Genomic DNA, 18,426 nt, shown 5'->3' on the forward strand with positions numbered 1-18,426 from the left:
GTAGTGCCTTCCTGTGACAGCCAGGTCAGGGGTTACCGTTGCTTCCATGAAGATGTACAGCACTCCCTGGTGTGGCTACTGCTCTCGGCTCAAGGCACAGTTTGGTCGCGAGGGCATCGCCTTCGAGGAGATCAACATTGAAGCTGATCCTGAGGCCGCCGCCTTCGTGGAGCAGGTCAACGGCGGCAATCAGACCGTTCCCACCATCCTCTTTGACGATGGCACTGCATTGACCAATCCCTCTCTTGCCCAGGTCAAGGCCCATCTCGCTACTGCCTAGCGCGACCAGTCTCCCGGCAGCGGTTCGCCGTACCAACGCTCAATCAACATTCGCGAGATTGAAATGTTCGGTGGCAATCGAAGGTCACCACTTTCACAAGCCGCACGCATCTCAGCGCGTGAGAACCACATCGCCTCGGAGATCTCAACTTCGTCCACATTGATAACCGTGCCTGACGCGAGAGCGTGGTAGCCCATCATCAACGACGCAGGAAATGGCCAGGGCTGGCTTCCCAGGTACGTGACCGAATCGGGGTCGGTACCGATGACCACTCCGGCTTCCTCAAAGACTTCGCGACGCACCGCTGCCTCCGCCGACTCCCCTGGCTCAACGAAGCCCGCAAGGGTGGACATCCAGCCGCCGCGCCAATTGGCATGACGACCAAGCAGTGCCCGGTCGTCAGCATCGCGTACCAGGACGATGATCGCCGGATCGGTTCTCGGGAAGTGGTCGATCCCATCTGCAGTGCAGCGCAGAACCCAGCCGGCTTGGGTGATCTCAAGCGCTCCACCACACACGGTGCAAAAGCGATGCTTGGAGCGCCAGTTGTCCAAACCTATGGCTCCGACGAAAGCGGATGCGTGCACAGCTGAGAGGCCGCGACCGGCATCGCGCAAGCCCATCCAGAACTGCTCGCCGGGCAGTTGCGAACGGTCGGGCAGGTGTACCGCGACGTAGCTCACGCCTTCGGTATCCAAGCCCAGGAAGCTCACGCCACTTCGATCCTCACCGATGATGTCCAGCGCCTGCAATCCGGACATCAGCAGAAGCGTTGGGGCATCGACGTCCGGATCAATGGGAGACTCTCCCTGATTGACCCACATGACCTGGGTCGCTTCGTTGAGCAAGTCCCTCATGAAGTCCGGGTCAGTTCGCAGGTGTGAGGCACGGTCCAAACCGGGTTGCGCGAACAGGAGATCAGCAAGGAGTCGGGTGTCCGTCACACACTCGAGCCTATTGGCGTGTCACGATCATGACTTGCGATTGCGTCAGGAGAGTTGTTGAACGTCTTTATTCGTCAGTTGACCGGAGTCCGCTTCATCGCGGCATTCTGGGTCCTGACGTACCACCTGCAAGGACCGCTCGGCACCCTTGGCCTCACTGATATTCCCTTGGTGTCTGACTTCTTCCGGGTCGGGCGGCTGGGAGTCGACCTCTTCTTCGCGCTGTCCGGTTTCATCTTGGCCCACACCTATCTGGAGCGCATGGGTCCGGGCTTCAAGGTGCGGGCGTCGGGATTCTTCCTGTGGCTGCGCCTTGGGCGGATCTACCCCGTCCATCTGGTCATGCTGTTCGTCGCCGGCTTTGCCGTTTTCGCCCAGGCAAAGCTCAGCGGGGACGCTCTTGATCGCGACTGGCTGAATCCTTGGGACTTCATCAAGCAGCTCCTGCTCATCCAGGAATGGGGATCGGATCCTCAACGCGGGTGGAATTTCGTCGCCTGGTCCTTGTCGATGGAGTGGCTGGCCTATCTGCTGTTCCCATTCATCGTGTTGGTGCTGTGGCGCTTCCGCAAGCGGATGCCCACGTGGGGGCTCATAGTTGCAGTGGTGATCGTCTTGATCCCACTTATTGCCTACGGGCTCACGACGACAGACCCCTTCTACACCAACAACTGGGGTTCCACGATTCGAGTGCTCACTGAGTTCTGCGCTGGCGGTCTGGTGTATCTGATCGTGACTCGCGCTCATCCGGGTCTCCAGGGAGATCCTGCGCCACGGGTGGAACGCATCGCGACCGTGCTCACTGTCGTGCTGCCGATCTGCGTGATCGTGGGTTCGATCTTCCTGGCCAATCTGCCTGCTGCGCAACCACCGGCGAGGGATCTTGGCGAGGACGCCGAACCACTGCCCCCCTACTTCCATCTGCTGCTCGTGCCCTTCCTGATCGCCTGGATTGGCGCGCTCGCGCTCTCCCGTCGGGGGCTGACTCGAACCTTGGGTACCCAGACTCTGGTGCTTGGTGGCTTCATCTCCTACTCCCTGTACATGACCCATCTGGTGTGGTTCGGGCTCTGGCGGGCAGGCATGAAGGAAATCGGCATCACCTCAGGTGGGCTCTACGCCGTCGGCGTCATCGGTCTGGTCGTAGGAGCCCTGCTCATCGCCTGGCTGATGTGGAAATTCGTGGAGGAACCCTCGCGCGAATGGATGCGCGGACTCATCGGCACTCGTCCCAAGCCCACCGAGGAAGCCGGCGCAGCCATTGCTGCTGCAACCCACCCGGCGGATTCAGCAGGGCCAATCGTGGTCTCAGAGGAATCCCCGCCTAAGCAATGAGTTCGCTGAGATCTGGCAGCACGGGCCGCAGGAGTTCGCCTGTGCGAATCATCAGGAAACCAGCGTCAATGTCCTGCAGTGGCACGCTGGCGATCCGCGACCAGGCGAGTCGATAGAGCGCCAGCTGCCAGGCATCGGTGTGATCGGCGCTGCCGGTCTTCCAGTCGATGACATCAAACCGGCCATTGCTTTCAAATACGGCATCAATGCGCCCGCGCACGACACGACCACCCACCACCATGGCAAAGGGCTGTTCAATCGCGTAGGGCTGGCGGTTGGAAAAGGCACTGCGCCCAAAGGCTTGCTTGAGTTCAGCGAGAGCCTCATCGCTTGCAATAGCGATGTCTGCGGCACCGGGAAGATCATCGGGGTCAAGCAGTGTCTGCTGTCCGTACTGCGTCTGGATCCAGGTGTGCATTGCAGTGCCCCGAGCCGAGGCGCGTGACTTTGCTGAAGGCATCGGTCGCGCCAGATCGCGAGCAAGCTCGGCGGGCTCGCTCATCGCTCGCATGAGTTGAGTTGCTGACATGGAACTCGGCAATGGCACCCGCACCACTGCCTGCTTTTGCCTGCGCAACTCCTCAGCAAGTAAGCGAGCCGCCGTCTGCCACTGCTCCACTTGCAGTTGCTCTTGCTCAGACAATGAGGACACTGAGGCAGGCTTAGCTTGCGCAATGTGTTCGGTGAGCGCGCGCACCTGCCCTGATGACTCAACCGGAGCGGGCCACATCACGCCCTGGCTTTGGACCAAGAAGGGATTGACGTCACCTTCCGGCTCGGGATGCCAATGCACCACATTGCCAATGCCGCCCTGGCTGGCGTCAAATACTCGACCCAAATACGGAGCGGGCTTGCGAGTGCTCTTCTGGGTGCTCCCCCACCAATGGCCCGTGACAACCAAGGTGTGCTGGGCGCGCGTAAGGGCGACGTAGGCAAGCCGCTCATTGTCGACCTGCTGCAGAGATCGCAGTTCACCCAGATAACTGGTGTAGTCCTTTGATCGGGGACTCTCATCTGGCTTCGGGTAGCTCATCAATGCATCCGTGGCATCAGCGCGCAGATGCCACGGCACCGTGACTGCACTGGTGGGCCACTGCCCTCGTGCATTGCCTCCTGGAAATGCTCCATCAACAAAGCTCGGAACGAAGACGTGCGCGAATTCAAGTCCCTTGGCCTTGAACACGGTCATCAGCTGCACTGCGTCGGTGCGCTGCACGGCATCAACGCTGAGATCCACATCAAATCGTTCGGCGTCGCGAAGTCGGCGCAGGAAGGCGCCAAGGGTGGATCGCCCTTCGAGGTCTGTGAATTCCGCAGCGAAGCGGACGAAGCTCATCCAGCTGATCTGCGCATCATCTGACGCAAGTTCAAGCTCGACATCAAGTCCAGTCGTGCGGAGGATTCTTCCGAGAAAATCCACGAGCGGCTCACTTGAATGTCGACGCAACTCGGCAAGTTCATGACCGAAGTTCGTCAGGCGCTCAAGAGCTTCTGGTGAATAGCGATGCGGGTCACCCAGATCGAAGGTGGCATCACTCAGCGAGGTCATCTCCACGCCATCGGCACCTGCGACCGCCTCATCGAGTGCTTCGCCCACATCGACCGCATCGACGCGATGCGCCGACCCGGCGAGTTCGACAGCACGTTTGCCAAGTGCCACAAGATCTCGCGCTCCGATTGCCCAGCGGGGTCCGGCCAACAAGCGCACGACGGCCGGATTGGCGATCGGGTCGACAACGGCCTCAAGAATGCTTCGCACTTCAACCACCAGAGTCTTGCTCAGCAACCCGGCTGCCCCGTGCAGTTGCACCGGTACCTGCGCCGCGGTCAATAGGCGCGAGAACTCCGCCAACTCCCTGCCCGTGGTGGCCAGGACGGCGATATCGCCCCACTGCCCTTGCGTAGCCGCTCCTAGTTCTTGGATTCGCGCAACGATCCAATCGCGCTCGTGCCCCACATGCTCAAACAGTCCAACGGCCACATCGCCAGCGCCTTTTCCGGTGTCGGCCCACTGCAATTCGAGAAGTCCCGTGTGCTGGGCTCGCAGGGAATGCGAGAGCTCATTTGCAATCGCGAGAATCGAATGGCCCGATCTGCGGTTCGCGCTCAAGGTGTATCGCGCTGCGGAGTGCAGTTGACCACCTCTGACTGCGGGAAAGTGGTGTGGGAAATTCTCGATGTTGTCCACGCTGGCTCCGCGCCAGCCGTAGATGGCCTGGCAAGGATCGCCAACAGCGGTGACTGCATGTCCTTGGCCAAAGAGCGATTGCAGGAGATGACGTTGGGCAATTGAGGTGTCCTGGTACTCATCTAGGAGCACCACCGAGAATTGATTGCGAAGAACAGCAGCGATCTCAGGGAATCGGCGGATGAGTTCAAGGGCGAGGCGCGTCTGATCGCTGTAGTCGATGACCTCGCGGCTCAGTTTTGCCGCCCGCCACTCCTGGATGAGCTGTGCCAGCAGGATTCTCTTGGAGGCAGTCAGAACTGTCTCCTTGCCGTTGTTCTGCAGAGGTTCAAGCGCAGTCAGCGAGGCGACAAGCCGCTGATCCCATTGCATGAGCGCAGCCGGATCAAGGTCGAGTTCGCTGCATTGATCGTCGAGGCGCAAGAGATCGGTGGCGATCCCGGCAGGGTTCTTCTCAAGAGCATTGAGAGGCAGCAGACTCGTGCACACCACGTGGTAGGCCAGTTGCTGTCGCGCGCCATCAGTGAGCAATCGAGCCCCAGGCTCACGGCCGATGCGGATGCCGTGATCATTGAGAATGCGCGCAGCAAAAGCGTTGTACGTCTGTACCTGAGGTTCCGCAGACACTGCGTCTTGCGGCGGCGCCGACTGCCATGAGCCATCGGCATGCATCGAATTGAGCATTCGACGCATGCTGCTGCCCAAGGATGCGGCAGCCTTGTTGGTGAACGTCAGTCCAAGCACGGCGTCGGCAGTGGCCCACTGGCTGCCCACCAGCCAAGCCACGCGAGCAGCCATAGACGTGGTCTTGCCTGATCCAGCGCCGGCCACGACAACAGACGGTTCAAGTGGCGAACTGACGATCAGCCACTGCTCATCGCTCAGCTCGAAACCCAGCACATTGTTCAGTTGCTGACGTGAGATCTCGCTCATGAGATCACCTGCTCGCCCGCTGTTTGGGTCGGACAGACGGATCGGTAGGCGCAGAAGTCGCAGAAGCTGTTGGCGCGTGCCTCAAAGCGTTCAGATCGCAAAAGCTCGGCTGCCTCTCCCAGTTCGAATTCGATCCAGGTGGGCGAGGGGCCATCAAGGGGCGGCTGCAGTTGCACTTTGGGGAAGTCGGGATCTGCCGTGGTGCCCTTGCGCAATTGCACCAGTGCCGCGCCGCCGACCTCGGCGCCGTTCTCACGCAGCAGGAGCTGATACATGCCCAATTGCGCGTGCTCTGGCACCTCTTTGTCGGCAGGTGGGCGCTTCATGTTCTTCAGGTCGATTGCCACCTGGCGGCCGAGACTGTCAAGCTCAATTCGATCAAGCAGTCCGTGGATGCGCACCTGCTCAACCCCGCCCTCGGGCGTGGGGACTTCAATGACTGCTTCTCTTCGCTCTTCTGTACCCAGCAGCTCGCGCTCAGCCTGCTGCTGATAGTTCAAAAAGCGAGCCAGCGCCTCGCGGGCCAGCACTCGCTCGCTGACGCTCTGCCATGGTGCTTCAAATCGAAGATCGCTCCACACTCGATCAATCCAGGCATCAGCTGAGTCCAGATCATCTGGCACTTCGCCCTTGGCTATGAAGTCAGCAAGAGCGTGGATGACGCTGCCGAACTTGGTTGCCTCGCCACGTACAACATCGGCATGCACATCATGTTCAAGGAACCAGCGGAGAGGGCAGGTGATGATGTTCTCGATTGCGCTGCCCGACAGTCCGATCGCCTTGTCCAACGGGCGGATCGACGAGGCAAGGACAGTGGGTTCAAGTACTCCCCACCATTGCTGGGCCTGAGCAGCGGTGATCAGCACTTCGCCTTCATCGTCGCGCTCGCCAGCCAGCAGCTGCAACTGCAGCAGCGCGGCATCGCGCAGGGCGGGCGAGGCATGCTCGTCGGTGGCTGCTGACCGCAAACTTGCCACGAGCCGAGGCAGACTGGTGATGGTGGCGCTGCGGTCCTGGGCTGCATACCGGGGAACCTGCAGGTCATCAAGGAAGCGGCTGGGCTGCTGCCCGGATTCATCAGCCGTCTGCACGACAGCCAGTACGCATGTGCGACGCGCACGCGTGATGGCCACATACAGCAGACGTCGTTCTTCAGCCAGGAGCTCAGTGGGTGAGACTGAGGGTCCGATGCCAGTGGACGTGAGTCGATCAGCTTCAAGGACGCTGCCCCGTGGACGCAGATCGGGCCACTGCCCTTCTTGCAGACCAATGATCCAGACGCAATCCCACTCCTGACCCTTGGCCCGATGCGCAGTGAGCACACGCACGACGTCGCCATCCACTGCGCGCTCGGCGACTGACTCAGCGGGCAGTTGCTGGCTGCGCAAGGCGAGCAGGAAATTGCGCAAGCCTTGAAAGCCACGAAAGCGCGTGGAATCCCGCTGCGCGGTATCGAACAGTGCCATCACAGCATCCAGATCGTGATCGGCAGACCAGGAGCCATGCAGCGCCAAGCGCCGCAGTCGATCAGGCCAGCCGTGTGCCCGGCCTGCGCCAGGCAGTTCGCCGGCCCACAGGACCCACAGCACTTCGGCGGGCGATGCCCCATTGGCGAGTTGTTGATGCGCGGCGGTCACCAGCAGTCGCAGGCGTTCAATCGCTGCGCTGATCTCCGTCAACTGCTCGTCTTGGGGACATTCAAGGGTGCCCTTCAGCACTTCACTGATCAATTGATCGGCCGGTGGCGGCGTGGCCGAAGGGTTGTCAATGCGGGCCTGCGCACGCAGGGCTCGACCGAGTTGGCGCAACTGCGTGACGTCCAGTCCGCACAAGGGGCCAGCCAGCAGGTCTGCTGCTTGCGTGACTGACATGCCTTGCGGATTGCCGGCTATTTCAGCGGCGAGCAACAAGGTGCCCACAGCTGGTTCCAAGCGCAACGGGATCTCATCGGCAGCAACGACGGCCGGCACTCCCGCCTGCCGTAGGCCACGCAGCACAGTTGCCATGTCCTGACCACTGCGCGCCAGCACTGCCATCTGCCCCCAGGGCACGCCTGCATGCAGGTGCTGTTCGCGCATCTGCTGGGCGATGCTCGCCGCCCGAGTGAGCTCACTGTCGTAGGACTGAATGCTGATGGGCTCGGCTTCTTGATCAGGGGCGGTACTGGGATGACGGTGTCGATCCACGACATCGGCCGGCAGGCCGCGCAAGGGCACTTTCCCGATGATGCACGTGGCGGCTTCGCGAATGGCCGGGCCAAAGCGTCGAGTGGTGCCCAGCACCACGATCGGTGCGGGATCGGCGACCGAACCGAAGGTTCGAGGAAAATCCAGGAGCCCCTGCGCATCTGCGCCTCGGAACCCGTAGATCGACTGATCAGGATCGCCGACGGCGATCAATGTGGTCCGCGGGCCTACGAGGGCTCGCAGCAGAGCGATCTGCAAGGGATCGGTGTCCTGGTACTCATCAACGGCGATGAAGCGGAAGCGCTCGCGGGCATTGGGATCTGATCGAAGCCGGACCACCAGTTCACTCAGCAGTGACACGTAGTCGAGCACATTCTCAAGGGACATCACCTGGCTCTCGATTGCTGCCAGTTCGCCGAGGGCCTCCCATGCAGGTCGGTCGGCACGGCGCCCGATTGAACGCAGCTGGTCAGCGTCCAGATTCAAGAGCTTGGCTTTGGCCAGCACTGCACGCACTTCATTGGCCAAGCCCAAGGTGCCAATCGCGCCCATGAGATCTTCAGGCCATTGCATTGCGCCGTCTTGGATGGCACCCATGAGCAACTCGCGAATGCGGACATCTTCTTCAGCTCCGGACAGGAGCTTGGGCGGCTCTCGGTAGTCCTCGGGGGACGCTGTCTGCTGCAGCAAGCCATAGGCAAAGGAATGGAAGGTCGCCACGGTTGGGAGCACTCCCCCATCAAGTCGACCCACCAAGCGATCGCGCAGATCAGCGGCCGCCCTTCGGCCGAAAGTCAGCGCCAGGACCTGCTCCGGGGCAATCGGCTCGTTCTGATCGTGCAATCGGGCCAGAATTGCCTCAACGAGTGTCGTGGTCTTGCCGGTGCCAGGCCCCGCCAACACCAGGAGAGGACCATGCCGGTGGTCGACCACCTCCCTCTGATTGGCATCCAGCGCAATCGGCTGGCTGGCTGGCAGAGGGGCGCGATCCAGTTCCCATACGCGCCGCGAGCCTGCTGGCCTTTCCGCGGTGCTCATGGGGCATTGGTATCACCTGAGGCTGACCTTCGTTGCCTTGCAGCCCCAGCCAGATGCATGCCGTTGGGGGCTCTGACGTGATCTGACACCATGGCCCAGTGACCGACCAGCCCGTGGAACTGCAGGACGGGCTGTCCGATCAGCGCGTTGTGGAGTCCGCAGGGCTGTCGACGGTGGTGATCGAAGAGGGACTCATCCCCAGGCAGGTACGCCGCCCGCTTGATCTGGCGCGCTTCCTGCTCGCGGTTGCACTGACCATCGGCATCGTCGGGGTGGCTTGGTTTGCCGCCAGCACGAGTGCCGGACTTGATGCCGATCTTTCAACCGGTGCCCGCCTGCTGCCGTCATTGGTCATCCTTGTGCTCAATGTGGTCGGCGGCATCGGAACTCTGGGCCTGCCGATCGCGGCCTCGATCTCGCTCGTGCTGCGCAAGCGCTTACGGCAACTGCTGGACTCACTGCTGGCGTCCCTGTTCACCATCGTCTTCCTGACGTTGTTGGCGATGTTCGTCAGCCGCATTGACTCCCCGCGCCTGCTCACTGCGCTGACCGGCGCGGCAAGTTCTGGCGGAGCATCGACCGCGCCAATCCTGGGCGGTCTCATTGCCTTCATCACCGTTGCTCGCCTCATGGGCCGACGTCCGTGGAGTGTGCTGAGCCTCATCGTCATCGGCTCCGTTGCCACGGTCACGGTGCTGAGCTCGGCAATCGCCTTGGCCGGGATGCTCATCTCCATCACGATCGGTTGGGGCGTGGGCCTGATTGCCCGATACGCCTTGGGCACACCCACCTCGCGGCCGTCTGGTGTCGTCGTAGCGCAAGCCCTGGAGCGGGGTGGATTGCCCGTCATCTCTCTGGTGGCTCAGGACACCACTCGACGTGGGCGTCGCTATCAAGCCGTCACGCGAAGTGGAGCCGTGCTGCGCGTCACGGTCTTTGATCGCGACATGGAGGGAGCCGGCCTTGCCACGGCAGCCTGGACCGCCTTGCGGCTGCGTGAGGATCAGGTCAATGGTCGCGCCAACATGCGACGCATGCTGGATCATGCAGCACTGACGTCATACGCCGCCCAAGTTGCCGGCGCACCCGAGCCTCGACTGCTGCTGGCATCGGAGATCAACACTGACTCCTACGTCCTGGCCTACGAATACATCGCAGGCACCAGCTTCGCCGAAGTCGATGAGCTCACTGACGCTGATCTGGAACAGGCGTGGCGTGCACTGCGAACTCTGCATGAACACGACATCAGCCATCGCTCTTTGCATGCGGAGCACATCATCCGCAGCAATGACGATTCGGTCTGGCTGGTTGGACAGGACACCGGCTCAGTTGCTGCGACTGATGTGGCCCAGCGCATCGACCTCGCCGAGATGCTGTGCACATTGGCGCTGCTGACCGGTGCAGAACGGGCGATTTCCACAGGTCGCACCGTGCTCGGCGTGGCCGGACTGTCACGTGCCCTACCTGCCTTGCAGAGCGTTGCCCTGTCAGCTCCTTCCCGTAAGGCCTTGCGCAAGCACAAGGATCTGCTCGTCGAACTTCGCAACAGCTTGATCGAGATCGAACCTGACGCTGAAGTCGAACCCATTCAGCTGCAGCGATTCAAGGTGCGCACTCTCGTGCTTGCCGTGGTCGGCACCGTCGCCGCCTATGTTCTTCTGAGCCAGCTCGCCAATGTCGATCTGCTCCAACTGATCAGAACCGCAGACTGGCGCTGGGCGCTGGGCGCCCTGATTTTCAGCCTGATCACCTACGTGGCAGCCGCGTGGTCGCTTTCCGGATTCGTCCCCGAACGCCTCTCGCTGGTCCGCACTGTGCTGGCTCAACTCTCAGGCGCGTTTGCGACCCTGGTGTCGCCGCCCACGCTGGGCTCGGTGGCCATCAACATGCGCTTCCTGCAGAAGGCAGGAGTCCATCCAGCACTTGCCGCCGCAAGTGTTGGGGTATCGCAGGTGATGGCCTTCATCATGCACATGCTGCTCCTGCTTGCCTTCGGACTGGCCGCAGGTACACAGGCGGACTTCACTTTCCAGCCACCCAAGATCGTGGTCATTGCCGTGGTGGTCATCGCGGTGATCATCGTCGCGGCCTTTGCCATTCCGCAGGTGCGGCGGGTCACGCATGAACGCGTGGCTCCGCTGCTGCGCGAGGTGGGGCCTCGGCTGATCACCGTTGCGCAGCGTCCGATGAAACTGATCGAGGGAATCGGCGGCGTCATTCTCCTGAACCTGGCCTACATCGCAGTGCTGTATGCCAGCGTCGAGGCCTTCGGAGGCAATCTCAGCATTCCCGTAGTCGCCGTGGTGTACCTCGCTGGCGCGACCATCGGTCAGGCCGCTCCGACTCCCGGTGGGCTTGGCGCTGTGGAAGCTGCCCTGACAGCCGGCCTCACGGCTGCCGGACTGGACGGCGGCATTGCACTGTCCGCAGTGCTGCTCTACCGCGTGATCACTTTCTGGATCCCGACCATCCCTGGTTACTGGGCCTTCAGCTGGCTCACCAAGCGTGGCGCGCTCTAAATAGCCTCCCGTAGGATGCTGGCATGCCTCACCGCCATCTGCAGTTGACCTTCGGACAGGACACCACGACTGAGCCGATCATCTACATGATGGTCAAGCACCATCAGGTGGTGCCCAATATCCGTCGGGCAAACATCGATCAGCATGTGGGCTGGATGGTCCTTGACCTTGAAGGCGAAACAGCTGATCTTGATCGTGCCACCGAGTACCTGAAGTCCCTTGGAATTGAAGTCTCCGCGGCCGAGGGTGACATAGTCGCCGGCTGACAAGGCTTGAGGAAATGCAAAAGGGTGACTGTTTCCAGTCACCCTTTTGCTTTGTCGAGCACCTGCGTGCTCTCAGTACGTGGGCTTTTGCGGCTCGATCTGATTGACCCAGGCAAGCACGCCGCCACCAACATGCACGGCATCGGAGAAACCAGCCCCCTTGACCACTGCCAGCACTTCGGCTGATCGACCGCCGAGCTTGCAGTGAATCACGATGCGCTTGTCCGTTGGGAGATCCTCCAATGCGCTGCCGTCCATGAACAGGCCCTTGGGAATCAAGACTGCACCTGGGATCTGCACGATTTCGTACTCCCCTGGCTCACGCACATCGATGAGCAGGAAGTCATCCTCGCCACGATCGCGATCGTCGAGCATCTTCTTCAGATCGACGACCGAGATCGTGGAATTCATCGCGGCGAGAGCTGCCTCGTCTGAGATGGTTCCGCAGAAGGCCTCGTAGTCGATCAATTCGGTGACCGTCGGGTTCTCACCACAGATCGCGCAGTTGGGATCCTTGCGGATCTTCACCTTGCGATAGCTCATCTCCAAGGCGTCGTAGATCATCAGGCGGCCAAGCAGTGTCTCGCCGATTCCGGTGAGCACCTTGATGGCCTCAGTGACCTGAATGGATCCGATGGATCCACACAGCACACCAAGCACGCCGCCTTCAGCACACGAGGGAACCATGCCAGGTGGCGGTGGCTCTGGATACAGGCAGCGGTAGCAAGGCCCGTGCTCGGACCAGAAGACGCTGGCTTGTCCGTCAAAGCGGTAGATCGAGCCCCAGATGTAGGGCTTGCCCAGCAGCACGCAGGCATCATTGACGAGATAGCGAGTGGCAAAGTTATCCGTGCCATCAACGATGAGGTCGTACTGGGAGAACAGCTCCATCACATTGCTTGAATCCAGCCGCTCCTCGTGCAGATTGACCGTCACATAGGGATTGATCTCGCGCACGCTGTCGCGAGCACTCTCGGCCTTGGATCGGCCAACATCGCTTTGCCCATGGATGATCTGGCGTTGCAGATTGGATTCATCAACGATGTCGAACTCGACGATGCCAAGGGTGCCAACGCCAGCGGCTGCCAGATACATCAACGAGGGGCTGCCAAGACCACCGGCGCCCACGCAGAGCACCTTGGCGTTCTTCAGGCGCTTCTGACCCGCCATGCCGACATCAGGAATGATCAAATGTCGGCTGTAACGGCGAACCTCGTCAACACTCAGGTCGGCTGCGGGTTCCACCAGTGGTGGCAAGCTCACGATGACTCCAAAAATAGATGAACGCTCAAGCAAGTGATCCATGCTAACTGGCTTCCCCGGCCAGCTCACCGGAGTTGTCCTTTTGCACAGCGTCGGCAGTTCGCCAATTATTCCCGGGTCTGGATCACCAGGGTCCGTAGGGCACGAAGGGCCACGGACAAGGTCGCCAGATCCGGATGCTCCATGGCGGCGATGTCGAACAGCGTGGCCTTGGCCCGCCCAGTGCTGCTGGCAAAATGACCCTCCCAGGAAGCCAAGGTGATGGCCGGTGATCCCTGGTCCATTTGGAGCACCTGCTCAGTCAATTCGGCAGCCGCCGCGTAGAGGTCAGCGCGCAGCGCGTGTCGCGCCATGACTCCCCAGCGATCCGCGCGCGGAAGGGCAGAAATGGACAGCAGGAGCGCATCGATGCCGTAGGCCTCGGTGATCGTGAAGTACAGGGGGATGATTCTCGCGGGCTCAATGCCGGTCCGCTGCGAAAGAGCAGCGATGTCCAAGAGTGCAAAGACCTCCAGGAGGCCGCTGACCTCCTCAGCGAGCTCCACAGGTGCACCGAGTGAGATGAACCCTGCTGCGCGCAGACGCACGTTGTCCACGACCCCCGCCGGCAGATGAGAGCGGACGTACGAGCCGTACTCAGCCACCACCGGCCGATAGGTATCAACCAGCACCTGAGGTGCAACATGACCGCCCTTGGAATTCAGCAGCCAGCGCGTGGCTCGATCCAGCAGACGCCGGATGCCGTGGTGCAAAGCGTCCTGCGCCATTGACGGCGCTACGAAATCCAGCGCGTTCACCGCCGAAGTGAGGCGATCGATGTCGAAGATCGCCGAAGCCGCGCCAGCGGCATGCACGACTTCCACTGCGGTTGCGCTCGTCTCCTCCGCAGCGCGGAACACAAACGTGATCCCTCCGGTGTTCACCAGTTGATTGCAGACCACTGTTGATACGAGCTGATTGCGAAGCTGGTGCCTCTTGACCTCGGCACTGAACTGTTCAGTGAGCAGGGCTGGGAAGTACGACATGAGCGCCGACTCATACCAAGGATCAGCACCGATGTGGGCGGCATTGAGCTCGTCGGTGAGCGCCATCTTGGCGTAGGCCAGCAGGACTGCCAGTTCCGGTGAAGTCAGGCCCTCCCCTGCGATGCGACGCAGTTCGAACTCCTCATCTGTCGGCAGGAACTCCAACTGCCGATCCAGCAGGCCACGATGCTCGAGATCTCGGATCAAGCGCTGTTGCACCACGAGCATCGTGCTGGCCGATGCTCGTGCGTTGCCCAGGACCACGTTCTGGTCATAGTTATCGCGGAGCACGGCCGCCGCAACATCGTCGCTCATCTGCGTCAGCATGAGATCTCGGTCTTGGAGCGTCATCGCATCGGTGCGCACAAGAGTGTCCAGGAGGATCTTGAGATTGACTTCGTGGTCTGAGGTGTCCACACCAGCTGAATTGTCAATCGCATCGCTATTGATTCGCACACCCCCGCGTGCGGCTTCAACCCGACCGGCTTGCGTGAATCCCAGATTGCCACCCTCGCCCACCACAGCGCAGCGCAACTGCACTCCGTCAATGCGAATCGCATCATTGGCCTTGTCACCGACACTCAACGCACTTTCACTGGCTGCCTTGACGTACGTGCCGATGCCGCCATTCCACAACAGATCAACCGGCGCTTGCAGAATGCCCTTAATGAGCTCGTCGGGCGACAAGTGCTGCGCCTCGGGGGGCAGACCAAGTGCTACTCGCGCCTGTTCAGAAATCGATATGGACTTTGCAGAGCGCGCGAACACCGCGCCACCGGCAGACAGCAGGCTTGAATCAAAGTCCGCCCAACTGGAACGGGGCAGGTTGAACAACCGCTGCCGCTCCATGAACGTGGCTTGTGCATCAGGATCGGGATCGATGAAGATACTTCGGTGATCAAAGGCCGCCACCAGCCGAATGTGCTGACTTAGCAGCATTCCGTTGCCAAAGACGTCACCACTCATATCGCCGATTCCGACAACAGTGAAGTCCTGATTCTGTACGTCAATGTCAATCTCGCGGAAGTGTCGCTGCACTGAGATCCACGCACCCCGCGCAGTGATGCCCATCGCCTTGTGGTCGTAGCCATGGGAGCCACCGCTGGCAAAGGCATCGCCCAGCCAGAAGCCACGCTCCAGCGACAGCCGATTGGCGAGATCTGAGAAGCTGGCCGTGCCCTTGTCCGCAGCCACCACAAGGTACGGATCATCGCCGTCGAGCCGCACGACATGTGCAGGAGGAAGCACTCCACCTGCCTCGAGGTTGTCAGTGAGATCCAGGAGAGCGGAGATGAATTCGATGTATGCCGCCTGGCCCGCAGCGAGCCAAGCCTCACGATCGGCCGAAACATCGGGTGCACCGGAGGCAAAGAAGCCGCCCTTGGCGCCGACCGGCACAATCACCGCATTCTTCACTGCCTGAGCCTTCACCAGGCCGAGCACCTCGGTTCGGAAATCCTCACGTCGGTCGCTCCACCGAATACCGCCACGCGCAACCTTGCCAAAACGCAGGTGCACTCCCTCGACTCGTGGTGAGTACACCCAGATCTCAGACAAGGGCTTGGGCAGCGGCATCTCAGTGATGCTGCGAGAGTCGAACTTGAAGGCCAGCGCCCGGGACGCACTGAGAATTCCGGGGATGAACGCACTTGTGCGAACAGTCGCGAGCAGCAGCGACAGGAAGGAGCGCAGGATTCGATCATGATCAAGGGACGGAACTGCATCCAGATCAGCGAGGTACCGAGCCGTCAGTTCAGCTCGAGCAACGGCCCGATCGCCAGCGAAATCCGGTTCGAACTGGGAGTCGAAGAGTTCGACGAACAGGCTTGCGAATCCCGGATTGCTCAGGAGCGCCTGCTGCAGGTAGTCCTGTCCGTAGGTGGAGCCAAGCTGGCGAAGGTAGCGTGAATAGCCGCGCAAGAGCACGACATGCTCCCAGTGCAGCCCCGCGCGCACGACCAGACCATTGAAATCATCAGACTCAGCGTGACCACTCCATACCGCGCGCAGCGCTTGGGTCAATCGCAGGTCCAGACTGTCCAGACGCGGCAGGTCCAGGGCAGGAAGTTGGACTCCGAAGTCCATGACCCAGGCAGGGTGCAAGCCCTTGCGTTCGATCTCAAATGGGTACTCGTCGAGCACGTCCAATCCCAGATGCTGCAGCAGGGGCAGGACTGCCGAGAGCGGCATTGCCTCGCCCGCTCGGATCAATTTGATTCGCGCAGGGTCTGAGGAGTCGTTCGGTACTGATGAGGGCAGACTGGAAATCTCAATAGCGAGTTCATCCACATCAAGTTTCGCGATTGTCATCGCGTCACGGACAGCCACGCTCGGAGCGAATCTCTCCTTGTACCCCTCCGGGAACGCATCAAGATACTGATAGAGAAATGTCGAAGCCCGTTCGCTGCCGACGATGCCGACGACTTCTGAAGTGAAGTCATCAAGCCAAGTGCGGGCCGATTTCGCCACCGCAGTTTCGATTGAAGCTACATCGGCTTGCGGAAGGCTTGAGCCTTCGCGGAAATGCAGGATGAAATGCAGCCTTGCGTTCGGCGACTCTGTGACGTGCACTGCGTGATCGACTGAGACTGCATCAAAACTTGTGCGCAGGAGCGACTCGATCTTCATCCGCACGTCGGTGTTGTACCGGTCGCGAGGCAGGTAGACAAAGACTGAGGCATAGCGGCCATAGTCGTCAGGACGCACGAAGACCTTCACTTGGCGACGTTCATCAAGATGCATGACAGTTGTAGCCAGCTCGATCAGCTGCTCGGTGTGCATTGCGAAGAATTCATCGCGCGGCAGAGTTTCAATCAGTTGCCGCAGATCCCGAGCTGTGTGTGAATCTGGTGCGACGTTCATCGTGTCAAGCATTCGCACATATCGAGAGCGCAGCACGGGGATCGATGTGATGCTCTCGGTATATGCCGAACCCGTATACAGACCAAGGAAGCGGCGTTCGCCAATCACAACTCCGGATTCATCCAGAAGCCTGACCCCGACATAGTCCAGATAGCCGTTGCGGTGCACTGTCGATCGCGAGTTCGCCTTGGTCAGCACCAGTGGGAATCGGTCTTGGGCGTGTTCCTGAGCCAATGCCGAGAGCCGCACCCACTCCTCGTCCAACTCCTGTCCGGCCTCGGTCTCGCGCAGTACGCCCAGCGCCGAACCCGGAATCGGCTTGAGCCCATCGCCCTTGCCGTCGCTGTAGAGCGAATACTCCTTGTACCCGATGAACAGGAAGTGCTCATTGGCCATCCAGCGAAGCAGGTCTGCACTTTCGCATACCTCTTCGACTGACCAGCCAGGATTGAGCGTCGCATCGAGTTCGGCTGCCAGCTCTTCTGCCTTGATGCGCATCAACGGCCAGTCCGCGATGGCTGCCTGAACATCACGCAAAGTTCGCCGCAGGTGATCAGCTGTTTGGCGATTGTCCTCGCTCAGATAGTCGCGCTCCATCTGAATCTGGATCCAGGCTTCAACGGTGGTGCCAACAGGTCGGGGTTCATCAGTCTCGATGTCGAAGATCTCCACAAGCCGACCATCAGCATCGCGGCGCACGACCAGTTGCGGGTGCAGGATGAGGCGGGGATTGCGTCCCTCAATCTGCAGCGCGCCGGCAAGGGAGTCCACCAGAAAGGGCATGTCGTCGACAACGATGGTTGCCAGTGCGATCTCGGAACCTTCCAGATCGTGCACTTCGACATTGGGACGTCCATGCGGACGCTCGTCGGCGGCAGCCGCGAATTCATCGAGCTGACGCACGAGCAGGTCCGGTGTCAATCCACTGACGTCATCCCACGAGACATACCGGAAGACCTTGCGAGCCAGGATCTGCTGTGACTCATGGGCGTTCTCGCCAAGAGCGCCGAGCACTGCCGATACAACATCAGTCATCCGTCTACGCTAACTGGACAAAGGGAGGCTTGTCGCGTGGGTACCCAACTGCAAATCAATCAGGTGTATTCGGCATCCCCAACGCAGGTGATGTCGATGCTGAAGGACCCTGACTACATCACCGAGCGCGCCACGACAACTGGCGCACTCACCGTTACCCATACCCGATCCGATGCCCCCGATGGCGCCGTAGATCTGGTGATTGTGCGAACCCTCCCTGCCGACATGCCCTCCTACGCTCGTTCGATCGTGGGCGAGACACTGACCATCACTGAGCACCAGATCTGGGAGCAGCCCACGGCAAGAGCCTGCTCAGGGAGCTTCGACGTGAAATTCAGCGCTCCTTTGACTTTCATAGGAACGGTCGTCCTGAGCTTTGATGGGGCCAGCACCACAGTCGTGACGGCTGGAGAGTTCAAGGCCTCCGTGCCCTTTGTCGGCGGCAAGGTCGAAAGTCTGGCCTTGGAGCAGACCCAGAGATATCTGCGCAAGGAAGAGCAGTTCGCACGCGCCTGGCTTGCACGCACTCCAGAATCAAACTGAATTGCCCCG

At 60.7% G+C, this 18,426-nt stretch carries 10 protein-coding genes; 5 read left to right on the forward strand and 5 right to left on the reverse strand.

What is annotated here, in order from left to right; all coding sequences use genetic code 11:
* Window positions 1–46: 46 nt before the first annotated feature.
* Window positions 47–280 (forward strand): mycoredoxin, encoded by a 234-nt coding sequence (locus Q8M73_11305; GenBank protein MDP2289135.1) that lies wholly within the window; start codon window positions 47–49, stop codon window positions 278–280.
* Here Q8M73_11305 and nudC read toward each other — a convergent pair.
* On the reverse strand, window positions 277–1,224 hold the full coding sequence (nudC, locus tag Q8M73_11310) for an NAD(+) diphosphatase (protein MDP2289136.1): 948 nt from the start codon (window positions 1,222–1,224) through the stop codon (window positions 277–279). The two genes, Q8M73_11305 and nudC, sit on opposite strands and share 4 nt — an antisense overlap.
* A 57-nt stretch (window positions 1,225–1,281) precedes the next feature.
* On the opposite strand from nudC, the gene Q8M73_11315 reads away from it, so the two are divergent.
* The gene (locus Q8M73_11315) at window positions 1,282–2,559 is read left to right on the forward strand and encodes an acyltransferase (GenBank protein ID MDP2289137.1); all 1,278 of its coding nucleotides are present in this window, start codon (window positions 1,282–1,284) and stop codon (window positions 2,557–2,559) included.
* On the opposite strand, the gene Q8M73_11320 is transcribed toward Q8M73_11315, so the two are convergent.
* Together Q8M73_11320 and Q8M73_11325 are read right to left on the reverse strand one after the other, a co-directional pair.
* Window positions 2,549–5,680, reverse strand: coding sequence for an ATP-dependent DNA helicase (locus Q8M73_11320; GenBank protein MDP2289138.1), 3,132 nt, complete (start codon window positions 5,678–5,680; stop codon window positions 2,549–2,551). The two genes, Q8M73_11315 and Q8M73_11320, sit on opposite strands and share 11 nt — an antisense overlap.
* Entirely contained in the window at window positions 5,677–8,904 is a 3,228-nt protein-coding gene (locus Q8M73_11325; GenBank protein ID MDP2289139.1) for an ATP-dependent DNA helicase, read from the reverse strand. Before Q8M73_11325 ends, Q8M73_11320 begins: the two co-directional genes overlap by 4 nt.
* Window positions 8,905–9,002: 98 nt before the next feature.
* Between Q8M73_11325 and Q8M73_11330 the strand changes: the two genes are divergently transcribed.
* Together Q8M73_11330 and Q8M73_11335 are read left to right on the forward strand one after the other, a co-directional pair.
* Window positions 9,003–11,423: a lysylphosphatidylglycerol synthase transmembrane domain-containing protein gene (locus Q8M73_11330; protein MDP2289140.1), complete on the forward strand. Its 2,421-nt coding sequence runs from the start codon at window positions 9,003–9,005 to the stop codon at window positions 11,421–11,423.
* Window positions 11,424–11,446: 23 nt separating this feature from the next.
* Window positions 11,447–11,689, forward strand: coding sequence for an NIL domain-containing protein (locus Q8M73_11335; protein ID MDP2289141.1), 243 nt, complete (start codon window positions 11,447–11,449; stop codon window positions 11,687–11,689).
* A gap of 72 nt (window positions 11,690–11,761) precedes the next feature.
* Here the strand turns inward: Q8M73_11335 and moeZ are convergent, their stop codons facing one another.
* Window positions 11,762–12,952 carry an adenylyltransferase/sulfurtransferase MoeZ gene (gene moeZ, locus Q8M73_11340; protein ID MDP2289142.1) on the reverse strand — a complete coding sequence of 397 codons (1,191 nt, stop codon included), beginning with the start codon at window positions 12,950–12,952 and terminating at the stop codon, window positions 11,762–11,764.
* A gap of 107 nt (window positions 12,953–13,059) precedes the next feature.
* Entirely contained in the window at window positions 13,060–17,874 is a 4,815-nt protein-coding gene (locus Q8M73_11345) for an NAD-glutamate dehydrogenase (GenBank protein ID MDP2289143.1), read from the reverse strand.
* A 36-nt stretch (window positions 17,875–17,910) separates the two neighbouring features.
* Here Q8M73_11345 and Q8M73_11350 point away from each other — a divergent pair, with 36 nt between their 5' ends.
* Entirely contained in the window at window positions 17,911–18,417 is a 507-nt protein-coding gene (locus Q8M73_11350) for a DUF2505 domain-containing protein (protein MDP2289144.1), read from the forward strand.
* The last annotated feature ends 9 nt before the right edge of the window (window positions 18,418–18,426 follow it).

This window comes from Actinomycetota bacterium (assembly GCA_030684515.1).
Lineage (GTDB): Bacteria > Actinomycetota > Actinomycetes > S36-B12 > S36-B12 > UBA11398.